A 15,421-nucleotide genomic window follows, 5' to 3' on the forward strand; every position below is an offset into this window, starting at 1 on the left:
CTAAAATCAATTAATTAAGATTTATATTATCTCATTTTACTATTAATTTATTCTTATTTATCACTTTTTTTACACTTTTAAAATATAATATAATTTTTTCAAAGGGGATATCATGAGTAATCTTTCAAAAATAATCTTATTGGCTTTTAGCATTTTATTTTTTAGTGGCTGTGCTACAAAAATCACAGTAAAATCCCTTCATCCCTCAAAGATAAAAGATGAAAAAATACATACAGTTTTTGTTGATAGATTTTTCAATGACAATATAAATCAAACTTCACAAATAGAAGAGAGATTATCCTCAGCTTATATAAAAAACAAAAAACTATTTAGACTTAAAACAAATAGCTTTAATACAGATGCAATTATTACAGGAGAAGTTTTAGAATCTTCACTAAACTATCACATATATTATGAAGAAGAGTTCAATAAAAAAAGATGTTTAACTTATGAAGTTGATAAAAAAACAAAAAAAAGAACTTGCATACAGTACATAAAAAAGCTTATTCCATGTGAGAAAAGAGACTACAAAGTAAAAACAAAAATTGATATAATAAAAACATCAGCAAATGAAATACTTTTTTCAAAAGTCTATACAAAAACAAAGTTTGAAGATGAATGTTATAGACATAAATCTTACCCTTACTATTCAGATTTTCATAGAAACAAAAAGAGTATAAATTCAAACCTTGCAAAAAGTATAGCTCAAAATTTTTTACAAGACATATCTCCTCATTACAACTACTATACTATTGAAGTAATAGATGAAATAACTAGTTTAGAATTAACAAATCAACAAAAAGATAAATTTGATGAGATTTTAGAGTTAATAGAAAATGCAAACTATAGTATTGCAAAAAAAGAACTTGAAAATTTAAATAAAGAATTAAACTTCAAAAGTTGGGAAGTTTTATATAATCTTGGATTAATTTATGAAAAATTTGAAAATCTTAAAACTGCTCAAGATTTATATCTTGAAGCAAGGCAAAATAGTATTGATAATGAAAGTTTAGCCATAATTCAAGCTTCACTAAATAGAGTAAATAGAAACTTAAGTGAGAAAATAAAAGCAATATCTCAATTGCCTTAAAATCTTTTGTGCTTAATTTTTTGTTAACTCTGATATGTTAGTATTTCGCCCAATTAAAAAAAAGGTAAAAAATGCAAAATAAAAAAGTTGTAATTATTTTAGTTGTTGCTTTATTAGCAATATTTTTCGTTTCTGGATATGTTTACAATAATATGCAAAAACAAAAAGAGCTTGAAAAAGTTCAAAACAATAACACTTCTTTAGTTAGACCTCACTCATATATAGATGGTAAAAAAGATGCTAAAGTTGAGTTAGTAGAATTTTTAGATCCTGCTTGTGGTACTTGTGCTTTATTTCATCCTTACGTAAAAGAGATAAAAAAACAAAACGGTGATGATATAAAAATTGTATATAGATATGCACCTTTTCATGAGGGCTCTGATAAAGTTGTAAAACTATTAGAAGCTGCAAAAGAGCAAGGAAAGTTTAATGAGCTTTTAGAACTTCTTTTTGTAACTCAAAAATACTGGGTAAAACACCATGTAGTTCAATATGATATAGTTGAAAAAATAGCTGAAAAATCTGGACTTATTGATATGGTAGTAGCAAAAGAGTTTGTAAAAAATCCTAAACTTGATGAAATAATCAAACAAGACTTAGCGGATGCAAAAGCCTTAGGAGCAAATAAAACTCCATCATTTTTTGTAAACTCTAAACCTTTAGAAGATTTTGGGCTAGAACAGTTAATTGAGCTAATTAACTCAGAACTTTAAATAAAAATAGAGACAAAGAGAGATAAAAAACTTTCTTTGTTTTTTAAGTATAAATCAAGAAATAAACTTTATTAACTTGATTATAATCAAGATTAGTATAAACTATATCATGTGTAAATTTATCAAAAACCTTAATTACAAAACTATATACTTAACTAGATTTTTTTCTCTTGTTTTTTTGATTGTTATATCAATAATAAATATCTCACTTATCACTACAGACAATAGTGACTATACCAGCTTTATACAAGACAATAATAAACAATCAATTCTAATTGAAAAAAGTATAAATAACTTCTATAAAAATGAAGAAAAAAAGCTTCTAGTAAATCTGAAAAACTTAGAAAAAACAAACATAAAACTTATGGCAAATCCTTTATACCAGAAAGTTAAAAATAATTATAATAAAGAATTAAATAACTTTATTTTATTAAATAAAAATATAGACAAAGAAAGGTTTATAGAACTTTTAAATTCTAAAGAAAAACTTTTATACCTAATAAATGAAAATATATCTATTATAAAAAAAGAGAGCTTAGAGTCTTCATCATTTATCAACACTTTTACTATAGTAGTTTTACTTATTATCATTTCTTATTTAGTATTTGAATCAAAATTTATTATAAATCCTATCTTACATCGTCTTGAAAATCTTGATAAAGACAAATAAAACTACTAATTTTTGATTTTAAATTGCAGTATTAAAGTTGCTAACATTGATATAAATATAGCAAGCATTACAGGTACTGATATAGTAACTCCATCAAAGAAATACACAAACACTGCAATTATTGCAGGTGTTAAATAAATATATGACATCACACTTTTAGGACCTAAAATAATAGTTGCTTTTTGATATAAGTACAAAGTTATAATTGTTGTTGCAACTACTAAATAAACCATATAAAAGAACATATCCCCTTTTATTACAGACCAGTTTAAAGGCTCTGCTGTAAATAGCAAAATCACAGCCATCCATAAAGCACCACCAACTAGGGTACAAAACACTAAAAGAATCGGATCATCATCTTTGTATAAAATCTTCATACAAATAGAATAAAGAGTCATAAATAAAATGCCCACAAGATAGATTAAATCTCCACTATTTAAGGCAAAAGATAAAAACAAATCAAAATTTGCTTTAAATACAACACCTAAAGTTCCAATAATTCCCAAAATATATACAAGCCATTGAGTAAAAGTAATCTTATCCTTAAAAATAAAAATACAAAATATCGCTGTTATTAAAGGAACTAAAGTATACAAAGCCCCTGTATTTAAAGCTGTAGTTGTCTCCAAAGCTATAAACATCAATACAAAATAACCTGCATAAAAAAAGCTTATAATTAAAGCTCTTGGCATGGTAGAGATTATCTTTTCTCTATATTTTCTTCTTACAAGTATAAGTGGAGATAAGATAACTGCGGAGGCTAAAAATCTTAAAAGTATTAGTGAAAAGGGACTGATTAAACCTGCAAGTTTCTGAGTTACTATAAAAGATCCTGCTACAAGAATAGTTGCTATTATTATTAAAATATGTGCTTTTACATGCAAAGTATTCAAAATACACCTTGAATTATTTATTTTTGCAGAATAATAGTAAAAAAAACTACAAGTAAAATTAAATTCGAAAATATATATTATAACTTTTATGAAACTAAGTAGAAATAAAAATGAAATTTATTTAATAAAGCTATTCAATAGTTATTAAAAAGTCCTTACTAATAGAAATATAACCACTTTTTAGATAGAATATTTGCCTTTTTAAAGAAATAAAAACTATAAAAAATTTAGGTACGAAAATATGAAAGTAGTAACTGGCGTAGTTGGAAACGACATCCACGTAGTAGCAAACAGACTAATTGACCTTTCACTTCAAGCAAGAGGCTTTGAGGTATTTAACCTTGGAGTTAACACTTACTTAGAAGAGTTTATTGATGCAGTAATTGAAACAAATGCAGATATATTATTAATCTCATCATTAAACGGTGAAGCTGAGGGTTGGGCAAGAGAACTTAAGATTTTAAAATCAAAGTATGGAAATCTTTTAGATGATGTAGTATTTATGATTGGTGGTAACTTAGTAGTTGGAACAGGAAGTGCAGATGATATTGTTCCAAGATTTAAAAACTATGGTTTTGATTTAGTATTCCACCAAGTGGATTTAAATACTGGTTTAGATGAATTAGAAAAATTCATGGAAGGTAGAAAAAACTAATGAGTTTATTACAAGAAGAAAGAAATATTATATTAAATAATGAGCATGTAGATAACTTTGATTTTGCAGAAGTTGAAGATTTTGTAAAAAATGCTTCAAAAGATCTTTTTATCTCTCATAATTTTAAAACAAAAAATAAAATGTTGGTACAACCAAGAGGTGGATTTCCAACATATGACAAAATGTTTGCTTTATATGAGTTTTTTGATAAGGCTGACGTTGATGTTCTTCCATGTACAGTTGATTCAAATACAAGACTAAATGACTATGAAACAGCAAAAAAGATGCTAAGACTTAGTGAAGAAAATGAAGTTGATATGTTAAATGGTTATCCATTAGTAACACATGGATACAGAACATCAAGAAAAATGATGACTCATTTTAACAAACCTATTTCATTAAGACACGGTACTCCTGATGCAAGACTTTTAATAGAAACTGCAATAGCATCTGGTATTTTTGAGATTGAGGGAGGACCTATTACATACCTTCTTCCTTACTCTAAGAACTTCCCACTTGATAAGGCATTTTTATATTGGAAATATGTAGAGAGAGTTTGTGCGAAATATTCAGTTTTAAATGAACCTATAAATAGAGAGTCATTTGGACCTTTAACAGCTACTTTAGTTCCACCTTGTATTACTATCGTAATTCAGTTATTAGAGATGTTATTATCACTTGAAGAGGGAGTAAAATCTTTCTCTGTATCATTCTCTCAAACTGGTTCTATGAATCAAGATATTGTAATGGGTGCAGTTATCAAAAAACTTGCAAAGCATTATGCAAATGAGATTAACTGTGGTGATGCTGATATTCACTTAGTATATCATCAATGGATGGGTGCTTTCCCTATGGACTCTAACTACGCATCTGAACTTATTTCTATGAGTACAGTTATTGCTGCAATGGTTGGAGCTAATAAGCTTATTACAAAAACAAATCAAGAAGCTTCAGGTATTCCTACAAAAGAAGCAAATGCTGAAACAGTAGCAAATACACAATATCTTCTTAGAATTTTAAATGGTCTTCCAAATGTAGTTGATCAAGAAGAGGAAGAGAACTTAACAGCAGAAGTTATGGCTATTATGGAAGCTGTATTCAATGACCCTGCTGATACTTTATGGAGAAAAGTATTTAACTCTATTAAAAATGGAACTATTGATGTTCCATTCTCTCCTCATATTATCAATAACAATGAAATGATTACAATTAGAGATAAAAACAAGAATATTAGAATCATAAAAAGAGGAAAAGTTCCAATTCCAGATAAGTGTTTTGAGTATGAAAAAGCTCAATGTGACTTAAAAAAAGATACTACATCAATAGTAAATGATATTATCCATGATATAGGAATTATGCAATGAGCCAAGTAAAGCAAAATACAAATGATAAACTTTTAATCGATGTTGGAAGTACTTATTTTAAACTAAGTACTACAAAGGGTGTGGAACAACACTTTAGAGATTTTAATAAAGATATTTATGATGATTTAACTTATAAGTGTGGTGAAACAATTAATAATTATAAAAAAGAAGATGTATTTATTTGTTCTTCTGCAAACGGTGGTTTAAGTACACTTATTATTGGAGTTACAAACTCTTTTTCACTAAAGTATGCTACAAATATCGCTTTTAATTCAGGTATTAATATCATTGATACAGTGCTTTATAAAGATATTGAAGAAACATCAATACCAAGTGAATTAATAGATGTTGTTATAGTTGTTGGTGGAATTGATTCTGTAAGTGGTATGTTTGATGAAAAACTATTTAAATTTTTAAATGATGTAAACTACTCAAATATTGTTTTTGTAGGAAGTAGTAAAGATGCACCTTATTTAAGTGAAAACATTGAAAACTTAAGTGTTTTACCAAATATTATTACAAATAAACTTCATGTTGAAGAAGAGAATTTAAAAGAGTATTTAACAAACCTTTATCAAGCTGATATTATGGGTAAAGAAGACATCAAACACTTATATGATATTACTTCAAATCAAATCTACTCAACACCATATATTGTAAATAAAACTCTTCCTCAAATAGGAAGTAAGTTTACAGTTGCAGACCCATATATCCTAATAGATATTGGTGGGGCTACTACTGATATTCACTACTCAAAAGATTTAGTAGATGAAAATATGGTTACCGAAAATGAGTATGATAGACTTGTATTTAAAAAACTAGGTGTTTACAAATCAAAAGAATCACTAATCTTTGCAGCTAAAAACAATGAGTTTGTTTATGAGTTACTTGCGCACTTAAAAGTTACAGAAAACATCCTTGAAGAGCAAAGTCCTAAAGCAACAGTTATTTTAATGCAATTAGCAATATTCTTAGTTTTATGTAAGGTATCAACTTATGTAAACTCATATGTAAATATCAAACTTTTAGTTTTAAACTCTATAGTCTTTACAGGTGGTATTACTAAGGTTTTAAAGCCGAAAGAAATTGAAGATATTGTATCATTTTTCTATCAAAAAATACTAAACTCTGAGCATAATCCAAATGTAGTTATGGATAACAACTATGATATTTGGACACTTGGCGTAAATGAAAAAAAATAAGAAGGAACAAAAATGTCTATAAATAGTATTAGAACATTATTAGAAGACTCTGCAGTTTCACATCCAAGTAAAACTGCTATAGTTTTTAATGAAAAAAGTATTTCATATGAAGATTTACTTAAAAAAGTAAATCAAGTTGCCTTTTATTTAAAAGAATTAGATTTACCAAAAGGTTCAAGAATTGGTTTATACTCAAACAAGGGTATAGATCAAGTTATAGCAATATTATCAATACTTTCTACTGATTATATACTTGTTCCCCTAACTAGACTTCTAAAGCCTGAGCAAGTTCAATATATAATCAATGATTGTGATATAAAATGTATCATCACTGATAGGTTAAAACTTGAAAGTATAGAAGAAATTGACTTCAATGGTCATATAATTTCTTATGAAACTGCCCATAAAGATATTCCATCATTTGAAGAAATTTACAAATACTATAACAAACCATTTAAGCATGATGTAAATGGGCATGAAAATGCTGTTATCACTTATTCTTTTGGTATTACAGGTCAACCTAAAGGTATTGTTATATCTCATAGAAATCTAATAGATTCAGCAAGAGTTGTATCTCAATATTTAGAACTTAGAGAAGAAGATGTGATTTCAGGAACATTAATCTTTAATCTTGATTATGGATTAAATCAAATTTTCTGTTCTCTTTACAAAAGGGCAACACTAGCATTACATAGATTCATACTAGCAGGAGACTTCTATAATCACTTGATAAATGATAAAGTAACTGTAGTTCCTTTAATGCCTGTAAATATTTCAAATATGTTTGATGAAGATGAACATAGACTTCCAAGTTCAGACTTACTTTCAAATGTAAGAGTACTTACTTCATCAGGAGGAAATGTAACTGTAAAAATGTTAAAAGGATTAGACAAGCTTTTCCCTGATGCAAAGTTTTATTCAATGCATGGATTAACAGAAGCTTTTAGATCTACGTACCTAGACCCATCACAAATTCATATAAGACCTGATTCAATTGGAAAAGCTATTCCAGATGTAGAATTATATGTTATAAACGAAGAAGGGAAAGAGTGTAAGCCAAGAGAAGTTGGTGAACTAATTCACAGAGGTGGTTATATATATAGAGGTTTTTGGAATGCTCCTGTAGAAACTGCTCAAAGATTTAAATCAATTCAAATCTTAAAAGATGTAATAGATTTAGAAGGACAATTAACTGATGAAATAGTTGTAGCAACAGGTGATTATGTATACAAAGATGAAGAAGGTTATTTTTACTTTGTATCTAGACATGATAACATGATAAAAACAAGAGGATTTAGAGTAAGTCCTTATGAAATTGAATCAGTAGTTGCAAATAACTTACCTCAAATTGAACAATGTGCAATCTTTTCTGTTCCAAATGAAGAAATAGAAGAAGAGATAGTTATGGTTTATTCAAGTAGAAGTGAACTTGCACCAAAAGAGATAACATTTGAGCTTAAAAAACATCTTGCATCTTATATGATTCCTTCAAAAATAATCTATAAAAAATCTCTTCCACTAGTGCCTAGTGACAAAAATAAAATAAATAAAGAAGAGTTAAAAAACGAACTTCTAGAAAAATAATAAAAATGTAGCCAAATGGCTACATTTTGCACTATTTCTCCACAATCCTTGACTAATATCAATTACTTCTAATAAAAAATCTATTAGAATATCATTTCATAAAAATTGTAGAAGGATTTAAATATGAAAAAATTAGTAGTAGCAGCGTCATTATTAACTGCATGTGTAGCATTTGCTAACCCTTATGCTAAATGTGTTGGTTGTCATGGTGCAAATGGGGAAAAAGTTGCAATGGGAAAATCTAAGATTATCAAAGATATGACAAAAGCAGATTTCATCGCAGCAATGAAAGGTTACAAAGATGGTTCATACGGTGGACCAATGAAAGGTTTAATGAAAGGTCAAGTTTCTTCTTTATCTGATGCAGATATCGAAGCAATTGCTAATCAAATAGCTAAGTAATCTTAAAACTAGAGTTTTAAAACTCTAGTTTAAGCAAACACAATCACATCCCTACCCTTATCTTTAGCTTTATAAACAGCTTCATCAGCTTTTTGAACTAATAAATCTTTATTTTTAAACTCATCATAAAAAGCAACACCAATACTAACTGTAAGAGATATATCTTTATTTCTATGATACACACTTTGTGATTTAATATCTACTCTTAAATCTTCAACTTTTTTAATAATTTGATCTTTTGGTAAAAAACAAAGAATAACAAACTCTTCCCCACCATATCTATAAACTTCACCATTTAAATAGTTTGCATGTTTTAGAAGCTTATTTGATAAATATTGAAGTGTTCTATCCCCTGCTTCATGACCAAAATTATCATTTATACCTTTAAATCTATCAGCATCTATAAAAATAGCGCATAAAAGATTTGAATTATTTTGATTTGTAAAATGCTCTAAATCTTCTTGCATTTTTTTTCTATTGTAAACTTGGGTTAGATGATCCCTATTCATTTTATCTTCAAGCAACTCTTTTTCTTTTAGAAGTTGTTCTATTAAAGTATCTTTATAATCTTCTTCAACTTGAGTATTTTTTTGCTCAAATACTTTTCCTAAGCTAAACTCAAATCTATCAAAAGAGCTTGAATAATCTACCTTTTTACACTCAACAACAAGTTGTGGTTTATCATCACCTAAACCATTTGTAATAAGAAGCTTTTCAAACTGTTTTATTGAATAAGTGATTTTATCATCTACTATTTTAGGTTCAAGTAGCTCTTTTTTCCAATACTTTGAGCTTTTCTTTGTAAGTAAAGAAGTTTTTTTTAACAAAATATCTTCAAATAAATCTTTTGAAACAGAAATTTTATACATTAGCCTACCCTAGTTTTATTGCTCAAACTATAGCAGTAAAAGGCTTAGTAAGCCATATTGAATATACTTATAACTAAAACTTATATTTTATTTATAAGGATTTAATATAATATTTACTAATATTACAAATCAATTTATTATAAGGAAAACAAATGAAACTAAGAGAAAAATTCACACCAATGTGTTTTTTATCTGCACTAGGAGCAGGAGGATTATCTGTATCATTTTTTATGTATTTAATGTTTCTAGTACCACATGAAGGCGTACCAATGGCAACTTTTGATTTTATCATGCCAAAGTTACTTGAAGGCACATGGCTGTCTATTGTAATTGCTTTATCTTTGGTATTTATACTTGTTTTTGCATATTTTCACTTCAAGCTTCTAATATGGAATACAAAACAATTTAATCTTTTTAAAAAAACTGATAAATACAAAGAGCTTGTAAACTCAAATGCTGAGATTACTTTAATGACAATGCCATTAACATACGCAATGACTATAAATGTATGTTTTGTACTTGGAGCTGTTTTTGTTCCAAATTTATGGAGTATTGTTGAATATATGTTTCCATTTGCACTTCTTGGATTTACTGTTGCTGGATATTTTGGGCTTAAAATATTCATGAACTATTTTTCAAGACTTTTAATCAAAGGTGATTTTGACTTTACAAAAAACAATAACCTTTCACAAATGATTTCAATCTTCGCTTTTGCTATGATAGCTGTAGGTTTTGCAGCACCTGGTGCGATGAGTCACAATATCACTATAAATGCTATTGGTATTTTTGCAGCTATATTTTTTGCTTCTGTTAGTGTTTTACTGCTTATTATTAAGCTTACTATGGGATTTAAAAATATGTTTGAGCATGGTATTTCAGTGGAAGCTAGTCCTTCTTTGTGGATTATTTTGCCGATTTTAACACTTTTAGGTATTACTGCTATTAGAGTTACTTTTGGATTACATCATGGTTTTGAAGCAACACTTGCTAAATCATCTTTATTTACTCTAACAGCTACAATAGTATCACTTCAAGTAATCTTTGGGCTATTAGGATATAAAGTTATGAAACAACTTGGATACTTTGAAAAGTACGTAAATGGAGCTGATAAATCACCTGTGTCTTTTGCACTTATTTGTCCTGGAGTTGCGTTTTTTGTATTTGGAATGTTCTTTATTAATTTTGGTCTTACTTTTAATACAGTAATTGTAAAATATTCCCTTGCATACTTTTTACTAATGCTTCCATTTATTTATATCCAAATAAAAACTATCATCTATTTTTTCAAACTAAAAACAAAGTTTGAATTCTAAAAAAGAGGTTTAAAACCTCTTTTTTTATAAGTTCTTTCAAAATAAAATTATACTTTACCTTATTTACAATCTTATTTTAATACAATCCATTTATAAAATATTCAAAAAGGATTATGAAGTGAAAACAACTATTTTAAATACATTTTTTATCATTCTAATAGCAACATTTTTTACCGCTTGTACTAGTAAAAACATAGAAAAAATTGAAATCTCAAATATAAACATAAAAGAAAAGCTTCCTAACGATGATTTTATGAATCAAAATAAAGAAGCAAATAAACTTCTCCAAAAGCATTTTTCACCTTGGAGTCAAGAAGAAGTCTCTTACTCTCAACTTGAAGCCATGTGGGGGCTTAACTACAAGTTTAGAGACATTTACTTAGAAAATTACAAAAAAGCTTCTTTAGGCTGGTTTTTAAAGCAAGAAACGAATGCAAACTTTGAAAAATACAATACCCTGAAGAAAAAAGCAATTACACTTAAAAATACAAATGTAAGAGTTTTACCTACAAATCAACCTATGTTTTTTAAACCAACAAAACCAGGGGAAGGATTTCCTTTTGACTATAACCAAAACTCACTTCTTAAAATAAACTCACCTATTATAGTCTCACACTTATCAAAAGATAAAGCATGGGCTTATGCTCAAGCTTCTAGCTTTGGAGGGTGGATAAACATAAGTGATATTGCTTTTGTAAATGAAAAGTTTATAAATAAGTTTAAAACAAATGACTATTTTATAGCAATAAAAGAGAAATTTCCTTTATATGAAAATGGTTTTAGAGAGTATGTAAAAGTAGGTACAATTTTTCCTAAAAAAGATGATACATACCTAGTAGCCCAAAAAGTTCAAAACCAAGAAGCAAATATTTCATATATAAATATAAAAGATGAGGAAGTATCAGCCTTCCCTATAAAATACAACGCAGAAAATAGAATCAAAATAGCAAAACAGCTTCTAAATGAACCTTATGGATGGGGTGGGTTACTAAACAATAGAGATTGTTCTTCTTTTACAAAAGATTTCTTTGCACCTTTTGGAAAGTATTTAGAAAGAAACTCAAAAGGTCAAGCAAAAAATGGTTTTTACAAAGATATGTCAAAACTTTCGAATGAACAAAAAAAGCTATTTCTTATGAAATACGGAGTGCCTTTTTCAACTTTAGTATACTTAAAAGGACATATAATGCTTTATGTTGGTATCAAAGATAATGAACCACTTGTAATGCACAATGTTTGGAGTGTAAAACTAAAAGATTCAAATGGCGATGAATACAGACATATCATCGGTAAAGCCACAATTACACCCCTTGATATGGGAAGAGAACTAAAAGATTTTGATGAGGATAAAAGTATCTTAAAAAAAATTCAAGGTTTGGTTATCTTATAATTTTTAATAAACTTAATATTAACTTAATCAAAAGTCTTGAGTTCTTCTAGACTTTTAAAGTTATTTTTATTTAATATCACTTTCATATCTTGTTTTTCTTTTTCAGAAATAATATAACATGATAAACTATCTCCAGAAATATCTATTCCTATATCATAACTATAAGCCGAATTTACTCCACTTAAAAAACTACCATTACAACTTGCTTTAATATCTAGTTTGCTATTTGTGACTTGTATATATACACTATTTAAATACTCTTTGTAGTATTCATTAAAAGAAAGAGAAAAGCTATTTTCTTCTCCTTGATTATAAATTATTCCATTTAAAACTATATATGATGCTCCTGTTGGGGTTGATGTAATTGTTTTATCACTAATGACAGATACTTTATATTTTTTACTTTCATCATCTCTTTCAACTAAAGTTGAAGTTTCATCTTTGGTTTTCACTTCATGATTTTCATTAACAAAAATATTTGTAGCTTTTTTTTCAATATCTTTTTGAGTTTCTTCAATATCCTTCTTTTCAATATACTTTATAAAAGTTTTTGTAATTATCTTTTCTTTGATTATCTCTCTAGGTTCTTCTTTTTGTATAATCTGATTTTCTTCTGTCTTAATATTCTTTGTGTTTTCTTTTTTATCCTCAATAGATAAACTATTCATACTAATAATTACTAATAGTATTAAAGGGATAAAAAAGATAATAGATTTAATTCTTCCTTTATCAATTTGCATTTTACCTAGTTCCTAAAGCTTGATATTGGCTTTCTTGCTCTTTTGATTGATAGTTCTTAAAAAAGTTTACCACATCTGTTAAAAGATTTGCCATATATGATGGATCCCCACCAAACTTTCTTGCCCCTTCTATAAGCTCATTGAGTTCACTTTCAAAATAGTTTATTGTACTTCCTATTGAAGTAAACTCTTTTGAAGGGTCTTTTTCATATCTTCCAGATACTATGTTTCCATTTTCATCTTTCATTAATTGTCCTCCGAAAGATGAATTAAGTTCTCCATTTAATATTAAATAGTCTTTTGCTGACAATTCAGATAAAAAATTAATAAACTCATTTTTGGCATTTTGATCTTTTTCAAAAACTGAATTTTCAAACCATTTATTTCCTTCATATTGAAAAGTATTATATCTTTGTAATCCAAGTTCATACTTCTCATCATACTCTTCATTCTTTACATTAGTTTCTGATGTTTCTTCTGATTTATTAGATTTAAAGTTTTCTAAAGCACTTGAAAAATCCTCACTTGATTGAGTTTTAGTAGAATTATTACTTTGTATTTGATAGTTTGTATATCTTTGTTCTCTTATACCTATATTCATAATTATCCTTTGAAAATAAAAGATGGATTATTATCCATCTTTTAGCTATTTATTGTACATGTAATTCATCTACATATTTAGAATGATGTTTAACTATAATATCACCTGAACCTACATTACCAAAATACTCAAAATAATACCTACTCCCATTTATAATAGCAGGACTACTATTATAATTAACTATTTGTTTATATCCAGTTGCATTTAGAGTTTGATATTTATACATAACTGTTGGTTCATCAGCAGGTACTCCAAATACATCTACTTGAATTAGCATATAATCACCTTCAAGATTTTTATATGTTTTAGTTACATTACCATGACTTCCATTATCCCAGCCATTTATATCCGTACCAACATTTCTAATATCAAAACAAGTATTAGCTTGTGGAGATGAAGGGTGTGCCCAACTATGTCCCCAAACATAACACATACTTGTATTTGCACTTACTTACCCCAAAAGTGACGCTGCATTTAAACTTAAGCTACTAAGAGCTAACGTAATTAGTAAAACTAATTTTTTCATAAATATTTCCTTATATAATAAATTTTAAGTATTTTAATATATAAATACTTATTTAAATATTAAAAAATAATATAATTATGTTTAAAATAAATATTATATTGAATACTTTTCCTCAAGTTTGTATTTTATCTAGTTCCTAAAGCTTGATATTGGCTTTCTTGCTCTTTTGATTGATAATTCTTAAAAAAGTTTACCACATCTGTTAAAAGATTTGCCATATATGACGGATCCCCACCAAACTTTCTTGCTCCTTCTATAAGCTCATTAAGTTCACTTTCAAAATAGTTTATTGTACTTCCTATTGAAGCAAACTCTTTTGAAGGGTCTTTACGAGCTGAGCCTTCTACTACTTTCCCATCAGGACCAAGTTCCAAATCTCCAAATGAGTTAAGAAGCTTTATACTTACAGACATATATTCCTCTACTGATAACTCAGAGAGATAATTGATAAACTCATTTTTAGCATTTTGATCTTTTTCAAAAACTGAATTTTCAAACCATTTATTATCACCATCTTGAAAGGCATTATATCTTTGTAATCCAAGTTCATACTTCTCATCATACTCTTCATTCTTTATATTAGTTTTTGTTGTTTCTTCTGATTTATTAGATTTAAAGTTTTCCAAAGCACTTGAAAAATCCTCATTTGATTGAGTTTTAGTAGAATTATTACTTTGTGCTTGATAGTTTGTATATCTTTGTTCTGTTATACCTATATTCATAATTATCCTTTGAATTTAATTTTAATTAATAAATACTTATTTTAGTATTAAAAAATAATATAAATATGTTTTAAAAGGATTTATTCTGCATTTTTCATAATATATGTCACACTTTTAACTCCTATTTCGTCTTATATATACAAACCAACAAAAGGAATAGATATGTTAGACGAAAAAAAATCACTTGAAATGCTTGAAGGTTTTCATGCACACTATGACTACAATACAACTTATATGAAAGATATGTTAAAAGCCAACCCAAATGCTTTTGAAACATTTCAAAACTTTTTGCCTATGGCTAGTTTTTGTGAGAAAACTCCAAAAGATGTTATGTATACAGTAAAGCTTACCACTATGAAAAATGAAGATTGTGGAGAATGCCTACAACTAAATGTAAATATGGCTTTAGAAGCAGGAGTTGATAAACAAATCATTAAAGAAATAGTTTTTAATGAGGGCAAAAACTTACCCCAGTCATTAAAAGATATATATGATTTTACACTTGCTGTTTTAAATGAACAAACTATTGATGAAAACTTATATGATAAAATATATTTTAAATATAGTAAAGATATTATTACAGAAATTGCATTAGCAACTGCATCAGCAAAAGTATTTCCAACTATAAAAAAAGTACTAGACAACTTCCATAGTTGCTCTGTAATAAAACTAGAGGTATAAATATAT

Annotated in this window: 17 protein-coding genes; 11 read left to right on the top strand and 6 right to left on the bottom strand. The window is 27.4% G+C overall.

What is annotated here, in order from left to right:
* The first annotated feature begins 112 nt into the window (after nt 1-112).
* The 3 genes from NJU99_RS08565 (at nt 113) to NJU99_RS08575 (ending at nt 2,473) form a co-directional block, all read left to right on the top strand.
* On the top strand, nt 113-1,090 hold the full coding sequence (locus tag NJU99_RS08565; protein ID WP_254575500.1) for a tetratricopeptide repeat protein: 978 nt from the start codon (nt 113-115) through the stop codon (nt 1,088-1,090).
* Nucleotides 1,091-1,161: 71 nt separating this feature from the next.
* The gene (locus NJU99_RS08570) at nt 1,162-1,803 is read left to right on the top strand and encodes a DsbA family protein (protein WP_254575501.1); all 642 of its coding nucleotides are present in this window, start codon (nt 1,162-1,164) and stop codon (nt 1,801-1,803) included.
* Nucleotides 1,804-1,912: 109 nt separating this feature from the next.
* On the top strand, nt 1,913-2,473 hold the full coding sequence (locus NJU99_RS08575) for a hypothetical protein (RefSeq protein ID WP_254575502.1): 561 nt from the start codon (nt 1,913-1,915) through the stop codon (nt 2,471-2,473).
* Nucleotides 2,474-2,478: 5 nt separating this feature from the next.
* On the opposite strand, the gene NJU99_RS08580 is transcribed toward NJU99_RS08575, so the two are convergent.
* On the bottom strand, nt 2,479-3,366 hold the full coding sequence (locus tag NJU99_RS08580) for a DMT family transporter (RefSeq protein WP_254575503.1): 888 nt from the start codon (nt 3,364-3,366) through the stop codon (nt 2,479-2,481).
* Nucleotides 3,367-3,607: 241 nt separating this feature from the next.
* On the opposite strand from NJU99_RS08580, the gene glmS reads away from it, so the two are divergent.
* From glmS to NJU99_RS08605, 5 genes are all read left to right on the top strand, one after another.
* Nucleotides 3,608-4,021, top strand: a complete 414-nt coding sequence (gene glmS / locus NJU99_RS08585; protein ID WP_254575504.1) for a methylaspartate mutase subunit S — start codon at nt 3,608-3,610, stop codon at nt 4,019-4,021.
* Nucleotides 4,021-5,385: a methylaspartate mutase gene (locus NJU99_RS08590; RefSeq protein WP_254575505.1), complete on the top strand. Its 1,365-nt coding sequence runs from the start codon at nt 4,021-4,023 to the stop codon at nt 5,383-5,385. The genes glmS and NJU99_RS08590 overlap by 1 nt, the downstream gene beginning before the upstream one ends.
* Entirely contained in the window at nt 5,382-6,587 is a 1,206-nt protein-coding gene (locus NJU99_RS08595) for a glutamate mutase L (RefSeq protein ID WP_254575506.1), read from the top strand. Before NJU99_RS08590 ends, NJU99_RS08595 begins: the two co-directional genes overlap by 4 nt.
* Before the next feature lie 12 nt (nt 6,588-6,599).
* The gene (locus NJU99_RS08600) at nt 6,600-8,171 is read left to right on the top strand and encodes an AMP-binding protein (RefSeq protein WP_254575507.1); all 1,572 of its coding nucleotides are present in this window, start codon (nt 6,600-6,602) and stop codon (nt 8,169-8,171) included.
* A 123-nt stretch (nt 8,172-8,294) separates the two neighbouring features.
* Nucleotides 8,295-8,573: a c-type cytochrome gene (locus NJU99_RS08605; protein ID WP_254575508.1), complete on the top strand. Its 279-nt coding sequence runs from the start codon at nt 8,295-8,297 to the stop codon at nt 8,571-8,573.
* Between the two features lie 29 nt (nt 8,574-8,602).
* On the opposite strand, the gene NJU99_RS08610 is transcribed toward NJU99_RS08605, so the two are convergent.
* A complete protein-coding gene (locus NJU99_RS08610; protein ID WP_254575509.1) occupies nt 8,603-9,442 on the bottom strand; it encodes a GGDEF domain-containing protein in 840 nt (279 codons plus the stop codon).
* A gap of 152 nt (nt 9,443-9,594) precedes the next feature.
* On the opposite strand from NJU99_RS08610, the gene NJU99_RS08615 reads away from it, so the two are divergent.
* Together NJU99_RS08615 and NJU99_RS08620 are read left to right on the top strand one after the other, a co-directional pair.
* On the top strand, nt 9,595-10,755 hold the full coding sequence (locus NJU99_RS08615; protein WP_254575510.1) for a TsoY family (seleno)protein: 1,161 nt from the start codon (nt 9,595-9,597) through the stop codon (nt 10,753-10,755).
* Nucleotides 10,756-10,873: 118 nt separating this feature from the next.
* Nucleotides 10,874-12,145 carry a C40 family peptidase gene (locus NJU99_RS08620; RefSeq protein WP_254575511.1) on the top strand — a complete coding sequence of 424 codons (1,272 nt, stop codon included), beginning with the start codon at nt 10,874-10,876 and terminating at the stop codon, nt 12,143-12,145.
* 23 nt (nt 12,146-12,168) lie between these two features.
* Here the strand turns inward: NJU99_RS08620 and NJU99_RS08625 are convergent, their stop codons facing one another.
* The 4 genes from NJU99_RS08625 to NJU99_RS08640 form a co-directional block, all read right to left on the bottom strand.
* Nucleotides 12,169-12,885, bottom strand: coding sequence for a hypothetical protein (locus tag NJU99_RS08625; RefSeq protein ID WP_254575512.1), 717 nt, complete (start codon nt 12,883-12,885; stop codon nt 12,169-12,171).
* Between the two features lies 1 nt (nt 12,886).
* Complete coding sequence (locus NJU99_RS08630) at nt 12,887-13,486, bottom strand: hypothetical protein (RefSeq protein WP_254575513.1); 600 nt, start codon at nt 13,484-13,486, stop codon at nt 12,887-12,889.
* Between the two features lie 49 nt (nt 13,487-13,535).
* Nucleotides 13,536-13,919, bottom strand: a complete 384-nt coding sequence (locus NJU99_RS08635) for a hypothetical protein (RefSeq protein ID WP_254575514.1) — start codon at nt 13,917-13,919, stop codon at nt 13,536-13,538.
* Between the two features lie 218 nt (nt 13,920-14,137).
* On the bottom strand, nt 14,138-14,734 hold the full coding sequence (locus NJU99_RS08640; RefSeq protein ID WP_254575515.1) for a hypothetical protein: 597 nt from the start codon (nt 14,732-14,734) through the stop codon (nt 14,138-14,140).
* Between the two features lie 162 nt (nt 14,735-14,896).
* Between NJU99_RS08640 and NJU99_RS08645 the strand changes: the two genes are divergently transcribed.
* On the top strand, nt 14,897-15,415 hold the full coding sequence (locus NJU99_RS08645) for a hypothetical protein (RefSeq protein WP_254575516.1): 519 nt from the start codon (nt 14,897-14,899) through the stop codon (nt 15,413-15,415).
* Nucleotides 15,416-15,421: the final 6 nt, after the last annotated feature.

This window comes from Arcobacter roscoffensis, assembly GCF_024267655.1.
GTDB classification, from domain to species: domain Bacteria; phylum Campylobacterota; class Campylobacteria; order Campylobacterales; family Arcobacteraceae; genus Arcobacter_B; species Arcobacter_B roscoffensis.